This is a genomic window from Burkholderia sp. PvR073, from assembly GCF_054055695.1.
The window spans coordinates 1-14,619 of the sequence record NZ_JBSRXO010000006.1; the positions used below are offsets into that span (position 1 = coordinate 1).

Below are 14,619 nucleotides of genomic sequence, written 5' to 3' on the forward strand. Positions count from 1 at the left end.
CCGTTTTTTTTTTTTTTGTGTTTGTCGCGGGGGGGGGCGGGCCCCTCTCTTTTTTTTTTTTTCCCGCGCGGGGGGGCGGGGGCGCCGGGCCCCCCCCCCCCCCCCCCCCCCCCCCCCCAAAACCGGCCCCCCATCGACGCTCTAGTAGGCATGCTCGTGCGCGACTTAAAACACAAGAACAGTGCGATAAGCAAGCAGTTGGCGAAATTCGCCGCGCGATTGGGTGTTCGCCATCCATCTCTGTCACGAGCGAACCGCCTCTTGTTTCTCTGCGGAGCGAACCGCAGTCCTGGGGTACCCTCCCCGAGGCGACAGGCAATTAAACGCTTCGTTGAAAGCATTTCGCCCGATTACCGGGTGATCTACGCCGAGGGCGTGTTCAATGAGTTGGCTAAGGTCGGCCACGGTAAGAATGCGTTGGACCTCGAGCACGAAATCTCGGCAATCGCAGATCGGATCCTCATTGTTCTTGAAAGTCCGAGCGCCTTCTGCGAGCTGGGCGCGTTTGCCCACCAAACGCTGAGAGAAAAACTAATCATAGTTAACGACTCGCAGTTCCGCGGAAACGGCTCATTCATAGACACCGGCCCTCTTGCAGCAGCAACCGAATGCAAATCACCGATACTTTGGTATCCGATGGGTGCAGACGGCCTATCGAAGACCGATGGGATCGGCGCGATCTTTAGCGATCTCAAAGCAGCGGTTGACGCCAGGCCGGTTTCAGTCGGGAAGCCCACAAGTTCGGACGTCGGGGACCTGTCTACTAGCAAACTGAGCCTCTATTTCATCCATGATCTCGTTTTGTTCGTGGGTCCTGTCACCCACGCCGAGCTCATTGACGTCCTCATCACCGCGTTCGGGAAGAAAAGCTTCGACATGGCGAAAAGCCTGCTTGGAATTCTTCGCGAGGCGAGACTTATTGTTAGCAATCAGGTAGGCACCGACTGGGTATTCCGAGCAACTACAACTACGCCATTCCTGCAATACGTAGCAGATACGAACGCGCTGATGGCAACGTTTCGACGATACCACCTCCAAACAAACCCAAAGCGATTTGCCGATGAACATCGTGGAACGCATGTCGAGCGAGCTGTCGGTCCCGCAATCGCTGCTTGAAAGCGCTCTGCGACTAGCTCACGTTCGATTTAGAAAAATCAAGGTCCCCAAACGCTCTGGCGGCGAACGGATAATGATTCAGCCCGCTTCCGAACTTAAGCTTGCATTGAGTTGGCTTGATTCTCGCGTTCTGTCTAATGCACCGGTAAGCCCCATTGCTACCGCGTTTGAACCCGGAACTTCAATCGTCAAGAACGCGCGAACTCACAGCAAGTCCCTGTATTCCGTCCGAATCGATTTATCGAATTTTTTTCCATCGATTCGCTCTCGCGATCTGCTGCTCGCACTGTCAAGGTCACGCGAGTTGCTTCCCGAATGGGCGTCTGGCGGAGATTTGGAGGCAGTGGTGCGTAACGCGTGCTTCGATCGCGCCGACAGGCTGCCAGTCGGCTACATGACGTCGCCGAGAATTGCAAACATTGTCATGCTCGAGTTGGATACAGCTCTGGCGACGGCGATATCGCGCGATTCGGTTCGCTTTGGTCAGGCGGCCCTCACACGGTATGCGGACGACTTCGTGTTTTCTACGGATAGGAAAGGAGCGTGCAACGAATTCTTATCGGAGATACGGAGCCTGCTGGCGTCAACGCCGAGCCCCAAGCTATCCATCAACGAATCGAAGACTCGGTTCATGAGCCGCAAGGGAGGAACGACCCTCATCACCGGATTGCGCGTGAACAACGATGGGGACGTTGGCATCCACGCGAACTACAGGGATCACATTCGGATGCTACTGAAGCTATTTTCGACCGGACGCTTGAAGCCCACGGAAAACGAAAAGCTGCGAGGCCATCTAGCGTTTGTCGAGCACGCGGATCCTGACTTATTCACGCGGCTATCGTTTAGATACCACGCGGAGATCGCGAAGTTGCGCGGGCGAGCTTTAAATTCCATTTGAGGCACCTCTGGGCCCCTAGCCCGGGCACAAACACTTGCACCTTTCTAGTGATTTGCTAGGCGCCTCCACTTAAGGTTTTCAGTCTCATGCCGTAAATGCATCGAGACGGCGGCGACTGCCGACGATACAATCAAAAGCACGGAGCAAAGAATACAAATGGCATATCGTCACGACCCAGACCTGGAATTTCTTGGGAAGATGAAATCGAGCGAGCTCAACGAGCTAGTGCTCTGCCTGACGCACGACAAAGATGGAAGCGCTCGGCTGACCGAGGAGCTGACAATGTCGGACACGTACAAGAAGTACGCCCCCGACCATAGCAAATACTGGCAACTTATTGCTGCGGAAGTTCAGTGCTTCGGAGCCAACACATTCGCTACGATGTTCCGCGGCGGCCAGGGGGTGCTCTACAAAGAAGTACTGTGTGATGTCTGTGACAAGCTAGATGTGAACTACAACGCCAAATCATCGGTAGAGACCATCGAGGGCAACCTGCTAATGAAGATCCTTCAGGACGCCCTCGCAAAGATGACGCCTGAGCAACTCCGCGAACTGGCCAAGGAATTGGGCATCGAGAACTTCGCCACCATCACCTCGCCAGCGCTGGTCATGGTTTTCCAAACCGTCTTCCGCGCTGGCGGCTTTAAGTCCTACCAGCTCACACTGATCATCGTTAACGCGGTGCTCAAAGCCCTGATCGGCCGTGGCCTGTCGTTCGGTGGGAATATTCTGCTGACCCGTACTATGGCGATTCTGACCGGTCCGATCGGCTGGATCATTAGCGGCGTATGGACCGCAGTCGATATCGCCGGCGCAGCTTACCGCGTGACAATCCCCGCAGTAATCCAAATCGCCGCCTTGCGGCAACAGCAGATGTACGGCGAGATGGCCGATCAGGTCAAGTTCGGCTGACCGCCGAATGCAAAGCCGCGCGGGACCCGCTATTCGCCACATTCATAGGTCGCAAAGCGAAGGGCTGCCGTTGTAGCCGAACTATTTGCGACTGGAGACAGCAGCGTGACGTCAACCCTCTTCGACAAATCGCATGACGAAGCATTTATCGAACTTGGAGCACAACGACCTGGATACCAGTGGTCCAAGTTCGATGTTTCAGCCGAAGAAGCTGCAAAAGGGAAGGCTTCACGTCTCCTGACGACCATATGGAACTACCACAGCGAAAAGGATCGCCAAGGTAAGCGCATCAAGGGCGATGTTGCGATCTGTAAAGATCGAGCTACCGGCACCTATTGGTATTGCATGCCCAACGCGCCATCGAAAACCTCGAGGCGGACGCATGTAGCTCACATGCGGCGGATAGATCTCGCCTTCGAGCAACATGTGCCCGTTGTCGGAATCTTGAAGGATGTCGACTCGGGAAGATGTGCAAGCTCTCAGCTGTTTGACTGCCCCGAAATCAGGGAGTCCGTGGACGGAAAGGCGATATGGCTTCGCTTGGTGCAACGCAACAAAATCGCGTACGAAACGAAAGAAATTGACATCGACCGATTAGCCAAGCCCAGTTACGGCCCTCTTAATGGGAATGGGAGCGTGACGCCGGACGAACCGTCAGCCGGTAGTTGGTCCGAGCCGGAGTTGAGGGTCTCGGTAGCTGCCTACTTGGATATGACCCGTCGTTTCCGAGACGCTCGTCCGGTTGTGAAACGACAGGTCTATCGAAATCTCGCCGCGCAAATTGGCCGATCCGAAAAATCTTGCGAATACAGGATGCGGAACATCTCCTACGTTCTGGAACTCATGGGACGCGATTGGATACCGGGTCTCCCACCGGCAACAAATGTTGGGGTAAGGGTTGCCGGACAGATAGAAGCCATCATCGGCGAGTTGGAAGGTCGACAGGAATTGTCTCGGGCTGCCGAAGCCGTAACCATCGCCGAGATTCGCGAGACTCTAGAGGAACGGCCCGATGGCAATAAAGCCCCAGGCACAACAACATCAACGACCACCAGCTTCGTGCGCGACCTCAAGGTCAAAGCATGGGTGCTTAAGCGAGCGAAGGACAACTGCGAGGCTTGCGACCAACCCGCGCCATTTTCGGGGGCAAATGGTCCGTTTCTCGAAGTTCATCACCTCCGCCAGCTCGCGGATGGCGGGTCGGATGCGGTGACGAATGCGGTCGCCGTTTGCCCGAACTGCCACCGGCGGCTGCACTTTTCCAAAGACGCTCGCGCATACCGAGAAACGCTCTATGGAAAGGTGACTGAGCTGGTACGTGAGTAGCAGCGTCAGAGTTCGGACGGGCGACCGCTGTATATCGCCCACGCGGATTCGATGAGCCTCGCATCCACCTCGCCCGCCTCGAACCCTGGAACGTTTCGAGAAATATCAGCAGACTTTCGGTGAAATCTACGCGCGATAGGCCGAAACCGAAATCGCCCCGAACTGCCGTAGCCAGATCACAAACGCGGTCCATTGTCAGCAATGGTCGATCAATGCATGAATCTACCGCGGCTCGGAAGCTTTCAAAATTAATGCAACTACACCCAAGCGAGAGAGAACCAATGAACTACAGCATCGAGCAATTCTGGAAAAAGAGGCTGCCTACCGTAGGCCATACACCCGCATCAATGACGAAGGCAGGATGGGTTTCGGACTGCGCCCCTGCTGAATCGTTCGTCGAGGCAGGGCTTGTGCTTCGAAGTGGATTCGACGACCTCGCTGCTCCGGTTTGGCTTGTCGCAGCGCCAGGGGCAGTCGGCAAGTCAACTTTCGCGCAAGAGTTGTGCGCGGCGACGGGCGCCGTCTATGTCGACTTGGCTGTTGCGGAGGCCGTTGGCGGAAGTTACGTCGTCGGGGGATTGGTGAACAACGGTCTCTTCGACGATTGGAAGGCAGGGCGAGTTACGTTGGTCATTGACGCCCTTGATGAAGCTCGACTGCGAGTTACCCAGTCGGCATTCGAGGATTTCCTTCACGACGTAGTAAACGTAGCAAAGTCAGGATCCTTGCCACTGATACTACTTGGACGAGTTGGAATTGTGGACGAGTGCTGGGTGCAATTGAATGTCAATGACGCGCTCAGCTGCCCAATCTTCGATATTCAGTTTTTTAGCAGGGACAACGCCATCAAGTTTGTTCTGGCCGCTCTCCATCGGCTCGCACGCACTTCTCATCAACAACTGACTGGTCCGCTAAAAACGCATGAGGGAGAGTACATCCGAGTGGCAACTGAGATCGTAGACCGCTTAATAGCGGCATCTTCGAAAGATGGAAACCATTTCGCCGGGTATGCACCAGTTCTTGAAGCGGTCGCCAAAGTTATAGCGAGCCAAGCGAACCCGGCGCAAATTCAGTCTCAACGATTGACAGACGTCGAAGGTCAGATTTTGAAACAGCTGACCACGGAGATTCTTGTCCGCGAATCTGGAAAACTCGTAACCCAGATGCGCCAGACGATTCCTGATTTTCCTGAACAAGGAGCCTATGAACCCACGGAACAGTTAGCCCGCCTGGCCAGCCGGATCCTCCAGGTTGAGTATTCTGGCAATCACATCGACCTTCCTTCACACTGCGTCGCGCCTTACGAAAAGGCGGTGACAAGTTTCATCGAACAGCACCCGTTTCTTGATGGTACCGGCCGTACACCCTCCGGTGCAGTTTTCACCGCGGCCATTGTGGCGCATGCGCTAAAAACGAGTGACGTCAAGCTCAGCCGTGCAGCTGAAGGCTACGTGACTGGTGATAGGCACGCGCCCAATCCATTTCTTTTTGACTTTTACCGCGCTCTCGAGCAGCAAGATAGCGTTCCTGCGGGACACCTTGGTGCGCTCTTCGAATCGCTTCAGGCAAAGGCCGGCCCGGGAGAAGTAGTTCGATTGGCCGTTGAAGGCGATGTCGACTCATCTGAGCCCAGCAATACCCCCAAGTTGGTTGATATCGAAATTAGCATCTCAACGCCTGAAACGGGACAGGTCATTCGCATCGACATGAAGACGAGGTCTGATGAAACCCTACGCCTAGGACGTAAGTTGTCAGGGGTGTTCGTCGACTCGAATTGCTTGGATGTCGAGATGGGCGACGGTAGGCAACTAGAACTCCTTGCGCCAATAACCATTCAAGCTCGAACGCTCGTGCTGCGTTGCTCCGAACTGATCATAAAGCCGGATCCGCAGAGCTCTGGTTTCAGCGAGAACCTCGTGGACACGGGAGGTGAGACGCCATTGGTGCTCTTAGAGGTGCAAGACAGTATCGTAGAGCCAACAGCGCCGTTGATCACGGTTCGTGCGAACGCTGACCTGAAGGTCACCTGGCCGGGTTCACAAGCGTATCCATGGAACGGTTACTCGATCCCTCAGCCGAAAGCAGAGGCCCCCGAGACTGCTGACGCGTTGCGGGCACTACGCCGATTGGTAATTGCTTTCCGATCCCACAGCAAAGGACAGTTAGCACGGTTCAAGGACAAGATCGAACACGCTCGGATGAGCAAGGGCGACGTTGGTGAGGCGCTTCGAAAAAAGCTACTCGACGATCAGGTTTTAACCGTGGAGGGGCTCATGTATCTCCTTGACCCCAAGGCACTTGGGAGCATCGTTGGGCTTTCGTTTCAAGATGCCAAAATGAAAAACTACAGCGCTCAGACCCGAGAGTATGTCCAAGCAGTGATTAAGGAAGCCGCAAAGTGAGTCGGACGCCTTTCGCTAAAGGGTACCACTGGTACCCTTTAGCAATCGACTTCAGTCCACCGCCCTTGACCGAACCCCGATGAACGCGCACCAGCGACGCCATCGCTCCGGCATCGAGCCCTGCCAGTTTCGATGCCAGCAGCCAAAATCCGACGCTTGCCATCCCCACCCAAACCCCTGTAGAATTGCCAGTTCTGCGGGCGTCGTATAATGGCCATTACCTCAGCTTCCCAAGCTGATGACGTGGGTTCGATTCCCATCGCCCGCTCCACTTTCGGCTGCACGGCAGCCAACGCAAGAGCCGCCTCGTCGAAGGCGGCTTTTTTGTACCATGTGCCCGTTCATCCGGCGCACCGCTGCGCGTAACGGGCCCGCGCCCCGAACCGAGCCTTTCTCTGTCACCGATGATGCACGACGATCCGAACGAAGCCGGCCTGCCGCCGGACGACGCCGCCCTCCCCGACGAAGCCGCCGACGGCGCCGACGAAGTCAATCCGCTGCACCACCGCCGCATCCGCAGCTTCGTGACGCGCGCCGGCCGCGTGTCGACCGGCCAGCGCCGCGCGCTCGACGAGTTCGGCCCGCGCTTCGTCGTCCCCTACACATCTGAAATTCCCGACTGGGACGCCGTGTTCGGCCGCAGCGCACCGCGCATCCTCGAGATCGGCTTCGGGATGGGCGCGTCGACCGCGGAAATCGCCGCGCACCGCCCGGGCGACGACTTCCTCGGCGTCGAGGTGCACGAGCCGGGCGTCGGCGCGCTGCTGAAGCTGATCGGCGAGCAGGATCTGCCGAACATCCGCATCATCCAGCACGACGCGGTCGAAGTGCTCGAGCACATGCTCGCGCCGGAAAGCCTCGACGGCGTGCACATCTTCTTCCCGGATCCGTGGCACAAGGCGCGCCACCACAAGCGCCGGCTGATCCAGCCGCCGCTCGTCGCGCACCTCGCGTCGCGCCTGAAGCCCGGCGCCTATCTGCATTGCGCGACCGACTGGCAGAACTACGCGGAACAGATGCTGGAAGTGCTCGGCGCCGAACCGTCGCTCGAAAACACGGCCGCCGACTACGCGCCGCGTCCCGACTACCGCCCCGTCACGAAGTTCGAACGGCGCGGGTTGCGGCTCGGCCACGGCGTGTGGGACCTGGTGTTCCGCAAGCGCGCCGCCTGAATCCCCGCTGCGACGGCGCACCGCACGCTGCGCGCCGCGCAATGAAGAACGGCCCGACCGGCATCTGCCGATCGGGCCGTTCTTCATTGGAAGCGCCGTCGCCTGCGCACCAGCATCACGCCCAGTTCAGCCACCCGCTATAACCCACGAGCAGCACGAACAGGCCGAACGCGATCCGGTACCACGCGAACACGGTGAAGTCGTGCGTCGCGACGAAACGCAGCAGCCAGCGCACGCACACGAACGCGCTGACAAACGCGGCAACGAGCCCGAGCGCGAACAGGCCGAGCGAGTCGACCGTGAACGCCTGCCAGTCCTTGACCGTTTCATAGAGCGTCGCGCCGAAGATGATCGGAATCGCGAGGAAGAACGAGAATTCGGTCGCGACGCGCCGGTCGAGGCCGAACAGCATCCCGCCGATGATCGTCGAGCCCGAGCGCGACATGCCCGGCACCAGCGCGAAACATTGCGCGAGGCCGACCTTCAGCGCGTCGAGCGGCGTGAGCGCATCGATCGACTGCACGCGCGGCGGTTCGCTGCGTTCGCGCTGCCGCGCCTCGGCCCACAGGATGATCGCGCCGCCGACCACGAGCGCGAATGCGACCGGCACCGGCGAGAACAGCACGGCCTTGATCTTCTTCTCGAACAGCAGGCCGAGCGCGATCGCGGGAATCGTCGCGATCACGACGTTCAGCGTGAAGCGCTGCGCGTCGGGCCGGCTCGGCAGACCGGACACGATGGACACGATCCGTTGCCGGTATTCCCAGCAGACCGCGAGGATCGCGCCGAACTGGATCACGACGTCGAAGGTCTTCGCGTGCGCATCGTTGAAATTCAGGAAGCTGCCCGCGACGATCAGGTGGCCGGTGCTCGACACCGGGAGGAATTCCGTCAGCCCCTCGACGACGCCGAGGATCAATGCCTTGCAGATCAGGATCCAGTCCATCCGTGGCCCAACTCCGAAGTAGTCGAAAGAGAATGGGCCGCGTCACCGCCGCGGCCCGCCCGGCCGCGCGCGGTACGTCGTCACTTTTCGACGATCGCCACGCGTATGCCGTTTGTAAGAATCGTAATTGTACCGGGTTCGTAGTTCACTCCGGCAAATTGCAGTTGCTCGGGCTTGAACGTGTAGATCGGATAGTTGGTCAGCACCTGCGTCGCGAGCAGGCCAGCGGCCGCGCCGACCTGTTGCGCATACATCTGCGCGTTGCCGTCGAGCACGAGGCTGTCGACGGCCGGCGCCTTCAACACGACCGAGCGGCTCGGCGCGTCGTACGCCAGCTGGCCCGACACGGTGAACTTGCCGCTCACCGGCTCGCTCAGGAACGGACTCGCGAAATGCGCGTCGAGCTGTACGGCGACGCGGTTCTGGTCGGGCAGCAGGTTGACGGCCGGATTCGCGAGCGACACGTCGACGACCTGCGCGACGGTCTTCTGGTACGGGAACTTGCGCGCGACGGCTTTCTGCACGTCGCCGCGTGAGAACGTGTAGTGATCGGGGATGAACGGGAACGTCGACGCGCAGGCGGCGAGCGATACCGACACGCCGATGGCGCCGGCGCAGACGGCGAGGAAACGGCGCCGGCCGGGCGTGCAAGATGCGGTCATGCTGGACAATCTCCTGTATCGGGCGAAGCGGCAGTCGTGCCATCGGTTCGGCCGCCGCATCGGGGCCGTGGACCAAAGTTAGTGCTTGCGCACACGCCGCGGGTTCCGTCAGCGAGGCGGTGCACGACGACCATGCGTCAACGAGAAGCGCCGGTGCCGGGCGCGGGCTGGGTCGCGACCTCGAGGCGCGTCAGCCACGCGAGCGCGTCGTCGCGCGACGCACCGCACATCTCGGCGGACGGCTGCAGCCCGGAACAGCACGCGGGACGCTCGGGCCGGCCGAAGATCCGGCAGCGCAGGTCGTCGCCGAGCTGCACGCAGCGCACGCCGGCCGGCTTGCCGTCGGGCATCCCCGGAATCGGCGAGGAAATCGACGGCGCGATGCAGCACGCGCCGCACCCCTCGCGGCACGCATGCGGCGGCAGGGCATCGGCGGGCGCCGGACGGACAGGCATTTCGACGGACACTCGGCTCTCTCAAGAACAACAAAAAAACGGTGCGGCAACCGGACGCGGCGTGCGGCAGCCCACCGCGCATTGTGCCATCGCCGGCTGCGACGTTATTACACAATGCAGCCGAAACACGCGTTTATATACTCGAAACCATCTGAAAAGCGCGAGGCCAGCATGAGTTCCGGTTCTGCCGACACGATGTTCCGTCCCGATTTGCTCGCGAAGTACGGCGTGAACGGGCCGCGCTATACGTCCTACCCTACCGCGCTGCAGTTCCGCGACGATTTCGACCCGGCCGACTACCTGCGTGCCGCGCGCGATCCCGGCGCGTCGTCGAGCGATCTGTCGCTGTACTTCCATATCCCGTTCTGCAATACGGCCTGCTTCTATTGCGGCTGCAACAAGATCGCGACCAACAACCATCGCCGCGCGCGCCCGTATCTCGAGCAACTGAAACGCGAGCTGGCGCTGCAGGCCGCGCTGTTCGATCCCGCGCGCCCGGTCACGCAGCTGCACTGGGGCGGCGGCACGCCGACCTTCCTGTCCGACGCCGAAATGGCCGAACTGATGGCGGCCACCCGCGATTATTTCGTGCTCGCGCCGGACACCGACGCCGAGTTCTCGATCGAGATCGACCCGCGCACGGTCACGCCCGCGACGCTCGTCCACCTGCGCAACATCGGCTTCAACCGGCTGAGCCTCGGCGTGCAGGATTTCGATCCGGCCGTGCAGCAGGCGATCAACCGGATCCAGCCGCTCGCGATGACGGCCGACCTGTTGTCCGCCGCGCGCACGACGGGCTTCCACTCGGTCAGCGTCGACCTGATCTACGGGCTGCCGCACCAGACGGTCGCCGTGTTCGCACGCACGCTCGATACGATCATCGAACTCGCGCCGGACCGCCTGTCCGTATTCGGCTACGCGCACATGCCGCACCTGTTCAAGATGCAGCGGCAGATCGACGATGCGACGCTGCCGCCGCCCGAAACGCGCATCGCGCTGCTCGGCCTCGCGATCGACATGCTGACGTCGGCCGGCTACGTGTACATCGGGATGGATCACTTCGCGCGGCCCTCCGACGAACTCGTGCGCGCGCAGCGCAACGGCACGCTGCAGCGCAATTTCCAGGGCTACAGCACGCGCGCGGATACGGACCTGATCGGTTTCGGCGTGTCGTCGATCGGCAAGGTCGGCGACGTCTACGCGCAGAACGCGAAGGATCTGCCCGCCTATGGCGCCGCACTCGACGCGGGCCGGCTGCCGATCGCGCGCGGCGTGCGGCTCACGGCCGACGATCGGCTGCGCCGCGACGTGATCACGCAACTGATGTGCAACCTCGAATTGCCGTTCTCGCATATCGAGGCGGCGCACGGGATCCGCTTCGCCGACCACTTCGCGCGCGAGCTCGACGCGCTGCGCGGGTTCGAGCAGGACGGGCTGCTGACGGTCGCCGGCGACCGCCTGACGATTCACCCGGCCGGCCGGATGGTCGTGCGCAACATCGCGATGGCGTTCGACGCCTACCTCGGCCAGACGCCGCGCCAGGGCTACTCGCGCACCGTCTGACGCCGCACGGCCGCATGCGGGCGGCCGGTTTGATAAAGTAACGGGCTCAACGCCCTGCAAGAACCCGCACGATGCGCACCACCAAAGCGACCCACGCGGTCGAACGCCTGAAGACCCGGTCCGGCAACCCGCAGTTCGCGGCCGTCGCGATGGCGGGCGGCCTGTTCTATCTGGTCGACCGCTCGGGCGGCACCGCCGAGAAGCGCAGCGAGCCGCTGCCGCTCGACGAGTTCGTCAAGTTCGTCGACCAATTCGGCCCCCAAAAACCGCGCAAGGCGAGCAAGCTCGACCTCGCGTTCGAAGCGCAGATCAAGAAGAGCAAGGGGTAAAGGTCTGTTGCAGGCCGTCTGAAGGCTTCGCCGCCGCCCCGTTTGGTACAATCACGAAGTTTCTCTATCCCCGCTGATGGCCGACCTGGCTGCGTGACCACACCATGAATATCGAAAACGCGCGTTTCAACATGATCGAACAACAGATCCGGCCGTGGGACGTGCTGGATCTGGACGTCCTGGGCCTGCTGTCGATCGTCAAGCGTGAAAACTACGTGTCGCCCGAACATCGCGATCTCGCGTTCGCCGACCTCGAGCTGCCGCTGCCCGGCGGCCGCAGCAAGATGCTGTTCCCGCGCGTCGAAGCGCGCGTGCTGCAGGAACTGGCGGTCAAGAAGCACGAGAACGTGCTCGTGATCGGCGCGGGCTCCGGCTACCTGGCCGCGCTGTTCGCGCATCGCACGCTGCACGTGACGGCCGTCGAGATCGATCCGGCCATCGCGAAGTTCGCGGCCGACAACCTGCGCAACGACGGCGTGACGAACGCGGAAGTCGCGCTCGGCGACGGTTCGCTCGGCTGGCCCGACAAGGCGCCGTACGACGTGATCTGCGTCGCGGGCGGCCTGCCGGTCGTGCCGCAGCAGATGCTGGAACAGCTGAAGATCGGCGGCCGCCTGTCGGCGTTCGTCGGCGGCCGTCCGGTGATGAAGGCGCAGATCATCACGCGCATCGACGACAAGCAGTACCGTGTCGCCGACGTGTTCGAGACCTACGTCGACCACCTCGTCAACGCGATCGAACCGTCGCGTTTCAAGTTCTGAGCGGCGGCCCCATGCAGATCCTGACTGCCGCGATGCTCGCGGAATGGCTTCGCGATCCGGCGCGTCCCGCGCCGGTCGTGCTCGACGTGCGCGAACCGTGGGAAATCTCGACCGCGCAGATCGCCGGCAGCGTGTCGATCCCGATGCAGCAGATCCCCGCGCGCAGCGAAGAGCTCGACGACGAAGCCGAAATCGTCTGCGTGTGCCATCACGGCATGCGCAGCGCGCAGGTCGCGATGTTCCTCGAATCGCGCGGCTTCACGAAGCTGTACAACCTGCAGGGCGGCATCGACGCGTGGTCGCGTGATGTCGATCCGTCCGTGCCGCGTTACTGAGTTACCGACGAGTTACCGACCTTCCCGGCGGCGCATCGCGCGCCGCCACGCCGACCGGCCCATTGCCGCCGGTCGCACCGGTCCCCGCCGAACGGGCGCGCTTTGCGCGCCCGTTTGCGTTTCTGCTTCCGTGTTTCACCCTCTTCCCGTTGACTTCGGTGCCTCGGCGAGCGCGTCGTGCACCATTTGCGCCCGCGCGACTGCACCGCAACGGATCGCGCATGCTGCACGACGCGTCATGTGCACCGCCTGCGCCCCTCGAGCCACCCCGGTCAGGCACGCCCAGCGTGCATCCGCGCGACTGGCACATGCCTTGCGTTACTGGTATGCCGGCGCCACCACGGCGCACGCAAATCCAACACGTCAAGGGGAACCCGATGAAACGTCGCAGTCTGCTGAAGTTCGGTTCGATGGCCGGTGCACTCGCGCTGGCGGGCAAGAGTCCGTTCGCGCAAGCGGCCGATGCGGGCACGGGCCCGATCAAGGTCGGCATCCTGCATTCGCTGTCGGGCACGATGGCGATCTCCGAAACGTCGCTGAAGGACACGGCGCTGATGACGATCGCCGACATCAACAAGAACGGCGGCGTGATGGGCCGCAAGCTCGAGCCGGTGGTCGTCGATCCCGCATCGAACTGGCCGCTGTTCGCGGAGAAGGCGCGCCAGCTGCTCACGCAGGACAAGGTCGCGTGCGTGTTCGGCTGCTGGACGTCGGTGTCGCGCAAGTCGGTGCTGCCGGTGTTCGAGGAACTGAATGGCCTGCTCTACTACCCGGTGCAGTACGAAGGCGAGGAAATGTCGCGCAACGTGTTCTACACGGGCGCCGCGCCGAACCAGCAGGCGATACCGGCCGTCGAGTACCTGATGGGCGCGGAAGGCGGCGGCGCGAAGCGCTTCTTCCTGCTCGGCACCGACTACGTGTATCCGCGCACGACCAACAAGATCCTGCGTGCGTTCCTGAAATCGAAGGGCGTGAAGGACGCCGACATTCAGGAGGTCTACACGCCGTTCGGCCACAGCGATTACCAGACGATCGTCGCGAACATCAAGACCTTCGCGCAGGGCGGCAAGACGACCGTGATCTCGACGATCAACGGCGATTCGAACGTGCCGTTCTACAAGGAGCTCGGCAACCAGGGGATCAAGGCGACCGACGTGCCGGTGGTCGCCTTCTCGGTCGGCGAGGAAGAACTGCGCGGGATCGACACGAAGCCGCTCGTCGGCCATCTCGCCGCGTGGAACTACTTCATGTCGGTGAAGAACCCGACGAACACGAAGTTCAAGGACCAGTTCGCCGCGTGGGTGAAGGCGAACAACCTGCCGGGCGGCGCGAAGCGCGTGACCAACGACCCGATGGAGGCGACCTATGTGGGCATCCACATGTGGAAGCAGGCCGTCGAGAAGGCGAAGAGCACCGACGTCGACAAGGTGCGCGTCGCGATGATCGGCCAGAGCGTCGCCGCGCCGTCGGGCTTCACGCTCTCGATGGACGGCAACCACCACCTGCACAAGCCGGTGATGATCGGCGAGATTCGCGGCGACGGGCAATTCAACGTCGTGTGGAAGACGAAGACCGCGGTCCGCGCGCAGCCGTGGAGCCCGTTCATCGCGGGCAACCAGGGCAAGCCGGACATCGTCAGCTCGATCCCGGCCTTCCTGCGGCGGCAGCGCGCGGCGCTCGCCTGATGCGATGCGGAGCGCTGCACACCGGTGTGGCGCTTCGCTCGCAGGCTGCCGCGGGCA

The 14,619-nt window shown here is 61.4% G+C and carries 14 protein-coding genes and 1 tRNA gene; 12 read left to right on the forward strand and 3 right to left on the reverse strand.

Annotated features, from left to right (window positions below):
* Positions 1-150: 150 nt before the first annotated feature.
* From ACVK00_RS18925 to trmB, 7 genes are all read left to right on the forward strand, one after another.
* The gene (locus tag ACVK00_RS18925) at positions 151-1,116 is read left to right on the forward strand and encodes a retron St85 family effector protein (protein WP_354122932.1); all 966 of its coding nucleotides are present in this window, start codon (positions 151-153) and stop codon (positions 1,114-1,116) included.
* The gene (locus tag ACVK00_RS18930) at positions 1,061-2,014 is read left to right on the forward strand and encodes a retron St85 family RNA-directed DNA polymerase (RefSeq protein WP_354122931.1); all 954 of its coding nucleotides are present in this window, start codon (positions 1,061-1,063) and stop codon (positions 2,012-2,014) included. Before ACVK00_RS18925 ends, ACVK00_RS18930 begins: the two co-directional genes overlap by 56 nt.
* Positions 2,015-2,170: 156 nt before the next feature.
* The gene (locus ACVK00_RS18935; protein WP_354122930.1) at positions 2,171-2,926 is read left to right on the forward strand and encodes a DUF3944 domain-containing protein; all 756 of its coding nucleotides are present in this window, start codon (positions 2,171-2,173) and stop codon (positions 2,924-2,926) included.
* Positions 2,927-3,031: 105 nt separating this feature from the next.
* Entirely contained in the window at positions 3,032-4,252 is a 1,221-nt protein-coding gene (locus ACVK00_RS18940; protein WP_354122929.1) for an HNH endonuclease, read from the forward strand.
* Positions 4,253-4,533: 281 nt separating this feature from the next.
* Positions 4,534-6,654: a hypothetical protein gene (locus ACVK00_RS18945; RefSeq protein ID WP_354122928.1), complete on the forward strand. Its 2,121-nt coding sequence runs from the start codon at positions 4,534-4,536 to the stop codon at positions 6,652-6,654.
* 196 nt (positions 6,655-6,850) lie between these two features.
* Positions 6,851-6,925: transfer RNA gene (locus ACVK00_RS18950), tRNA-Gly, on the forward strand.
* A gap of 133 nt (positions 6,926-7,058) precedes the next feature.
* Positions 7,059-7,826: a tRNA (guanosine(46)-N7)-methyltransferase TrmB gene (trmB, locus tag ACVK00_RS18955; protein WP_105831573.1), complete on the forward strand. Its 768-nt coding sequence runs from the start codon at positions 7,059-7,061 to the stop codon at positions 7,824-7,826.
* 115 nt (positions 7,827-7,941) lie between these two features.
* On the opposite strand, the gene ACVK00_RS18960 is transcribed toward trmB, so the two are convergent.
* The 3 genes from ACVK00_RS18960 to ACVK00_RS18970 all read right to left on the reverse strand — a co-directional run bounded on the left by ACVK00_RS18960 (position 7,942) and on the right by ACVK00_RS18970 (position 9,889).
* The gene (locus tag ACVK00_RS18960) at positions 7,942-8,772 is read right to left on the reverse strand and encodes an undecaprenyl-diphosphate phosphatase (protein WP_284888894.1); all 831 of its coding nucleotides are present in this window, start codon (positions 8,770-8,772) and stop codon (positions 7,942-7,944) included.
* A gap of 80 nt (positions 8,773-8,852) precedes the next feature.
* Positions 8,853-9,434, reverse strand: coding sequence for a DUF1439 domain-containing protein (locus ACVK00_RS18965; RefSeq protein ID WP_138848145.1), 582 nt, complete (start codon positions 9,432-9,434; stop codon positions 8,853-8,855).
* Between the two features lie 137 nt (positions 9,435-9,571).
* Positions 9,572-9,889 (reverse strand): YkgJ family cysteine cluster protein, encoded by a 318-nt coding sequence (locus ACVK00_RS18970; protein ID WP_284888893.1) that lies wholly within the window; start codon positions 9,887-9,889, stop codon positions 9,572-9,574.
* Positions 9,890-10,060: 171 nt separating this feature from the next.
* Between ACVK00_RS18970 and hemN the strand changes: the two genes are divergently transcribed.
* The 5 genes from hemN to urtA all read left to right on the forward strand — a co-directional run bounded on the left by hemN (position 10,061) and on the right by urtA (position 14,562).
* Positions 10,061-11,452, forward strand: a complete 1,392-nt coding sequence (gene hemN, locus ACVK00_RS18975) for an oxygen-independent coproporphyrinogen III oxidase (protein ID WP_284888892.1) — start codon at positions 10,061-10,063, stop codon at positions 11,450-11,452.
* Between the two features lie 71 nt (positions 11,453-11,523).
* Positions 11,524-11,781: a hypothetical protein gene (locus ACVK00_RS18980; RefSeq protein ID WP_006752100.1), complete on the forward strand. Its 258-nt coding sequence runs from the start codon at positions 11,524-11,526 to the stop codon at positions 11,779-11,781.
* Between the two features lie 104 nt (positions 11,782-11,885).
* The gene (locus ACVK00_RS18985) at positions 11,886-12,542 is read left to right on the forward strand and encodes a protein-L-isoaspartate O-methyltransferase family protein (RefSeq protein ID WP_284888891.1); all 657 of its coding nucleotides are present in this window, start codon (positions 11,886-11,888) and stop codon (positions 12,540-12,542) included.
* 11 nt (positions 12,543-12,553) lie between these two features.
* Positions 12,554-12,877 carry a rhodanese-like domain-containing protein gene (locus ACVK00_RS18990; RefSeq protein WP_006752102.1) on the forward strand — a complete coding sequence of 108 codons (324 nt, stop codon included), beginning with the start codon at positions 12,554-12,556 and terminating at the stop codon, positions 12,875-12,877.
* A 377-nt stretch (positions 12,878-13,254) separates the two neighbouring features.
* Entirely contained in the window at positions 13,255-14,562 is a 1,308-nt protein-coding gene (urtA, locus tag ACVK00_RS18995; protein WP_284888890.1) for an urea ABC transporter substrate-binding protein, read from the forward strand.
* The last annotated feature ends 57 nt before the right edge of the window (positions 14,563-14,619 follow it).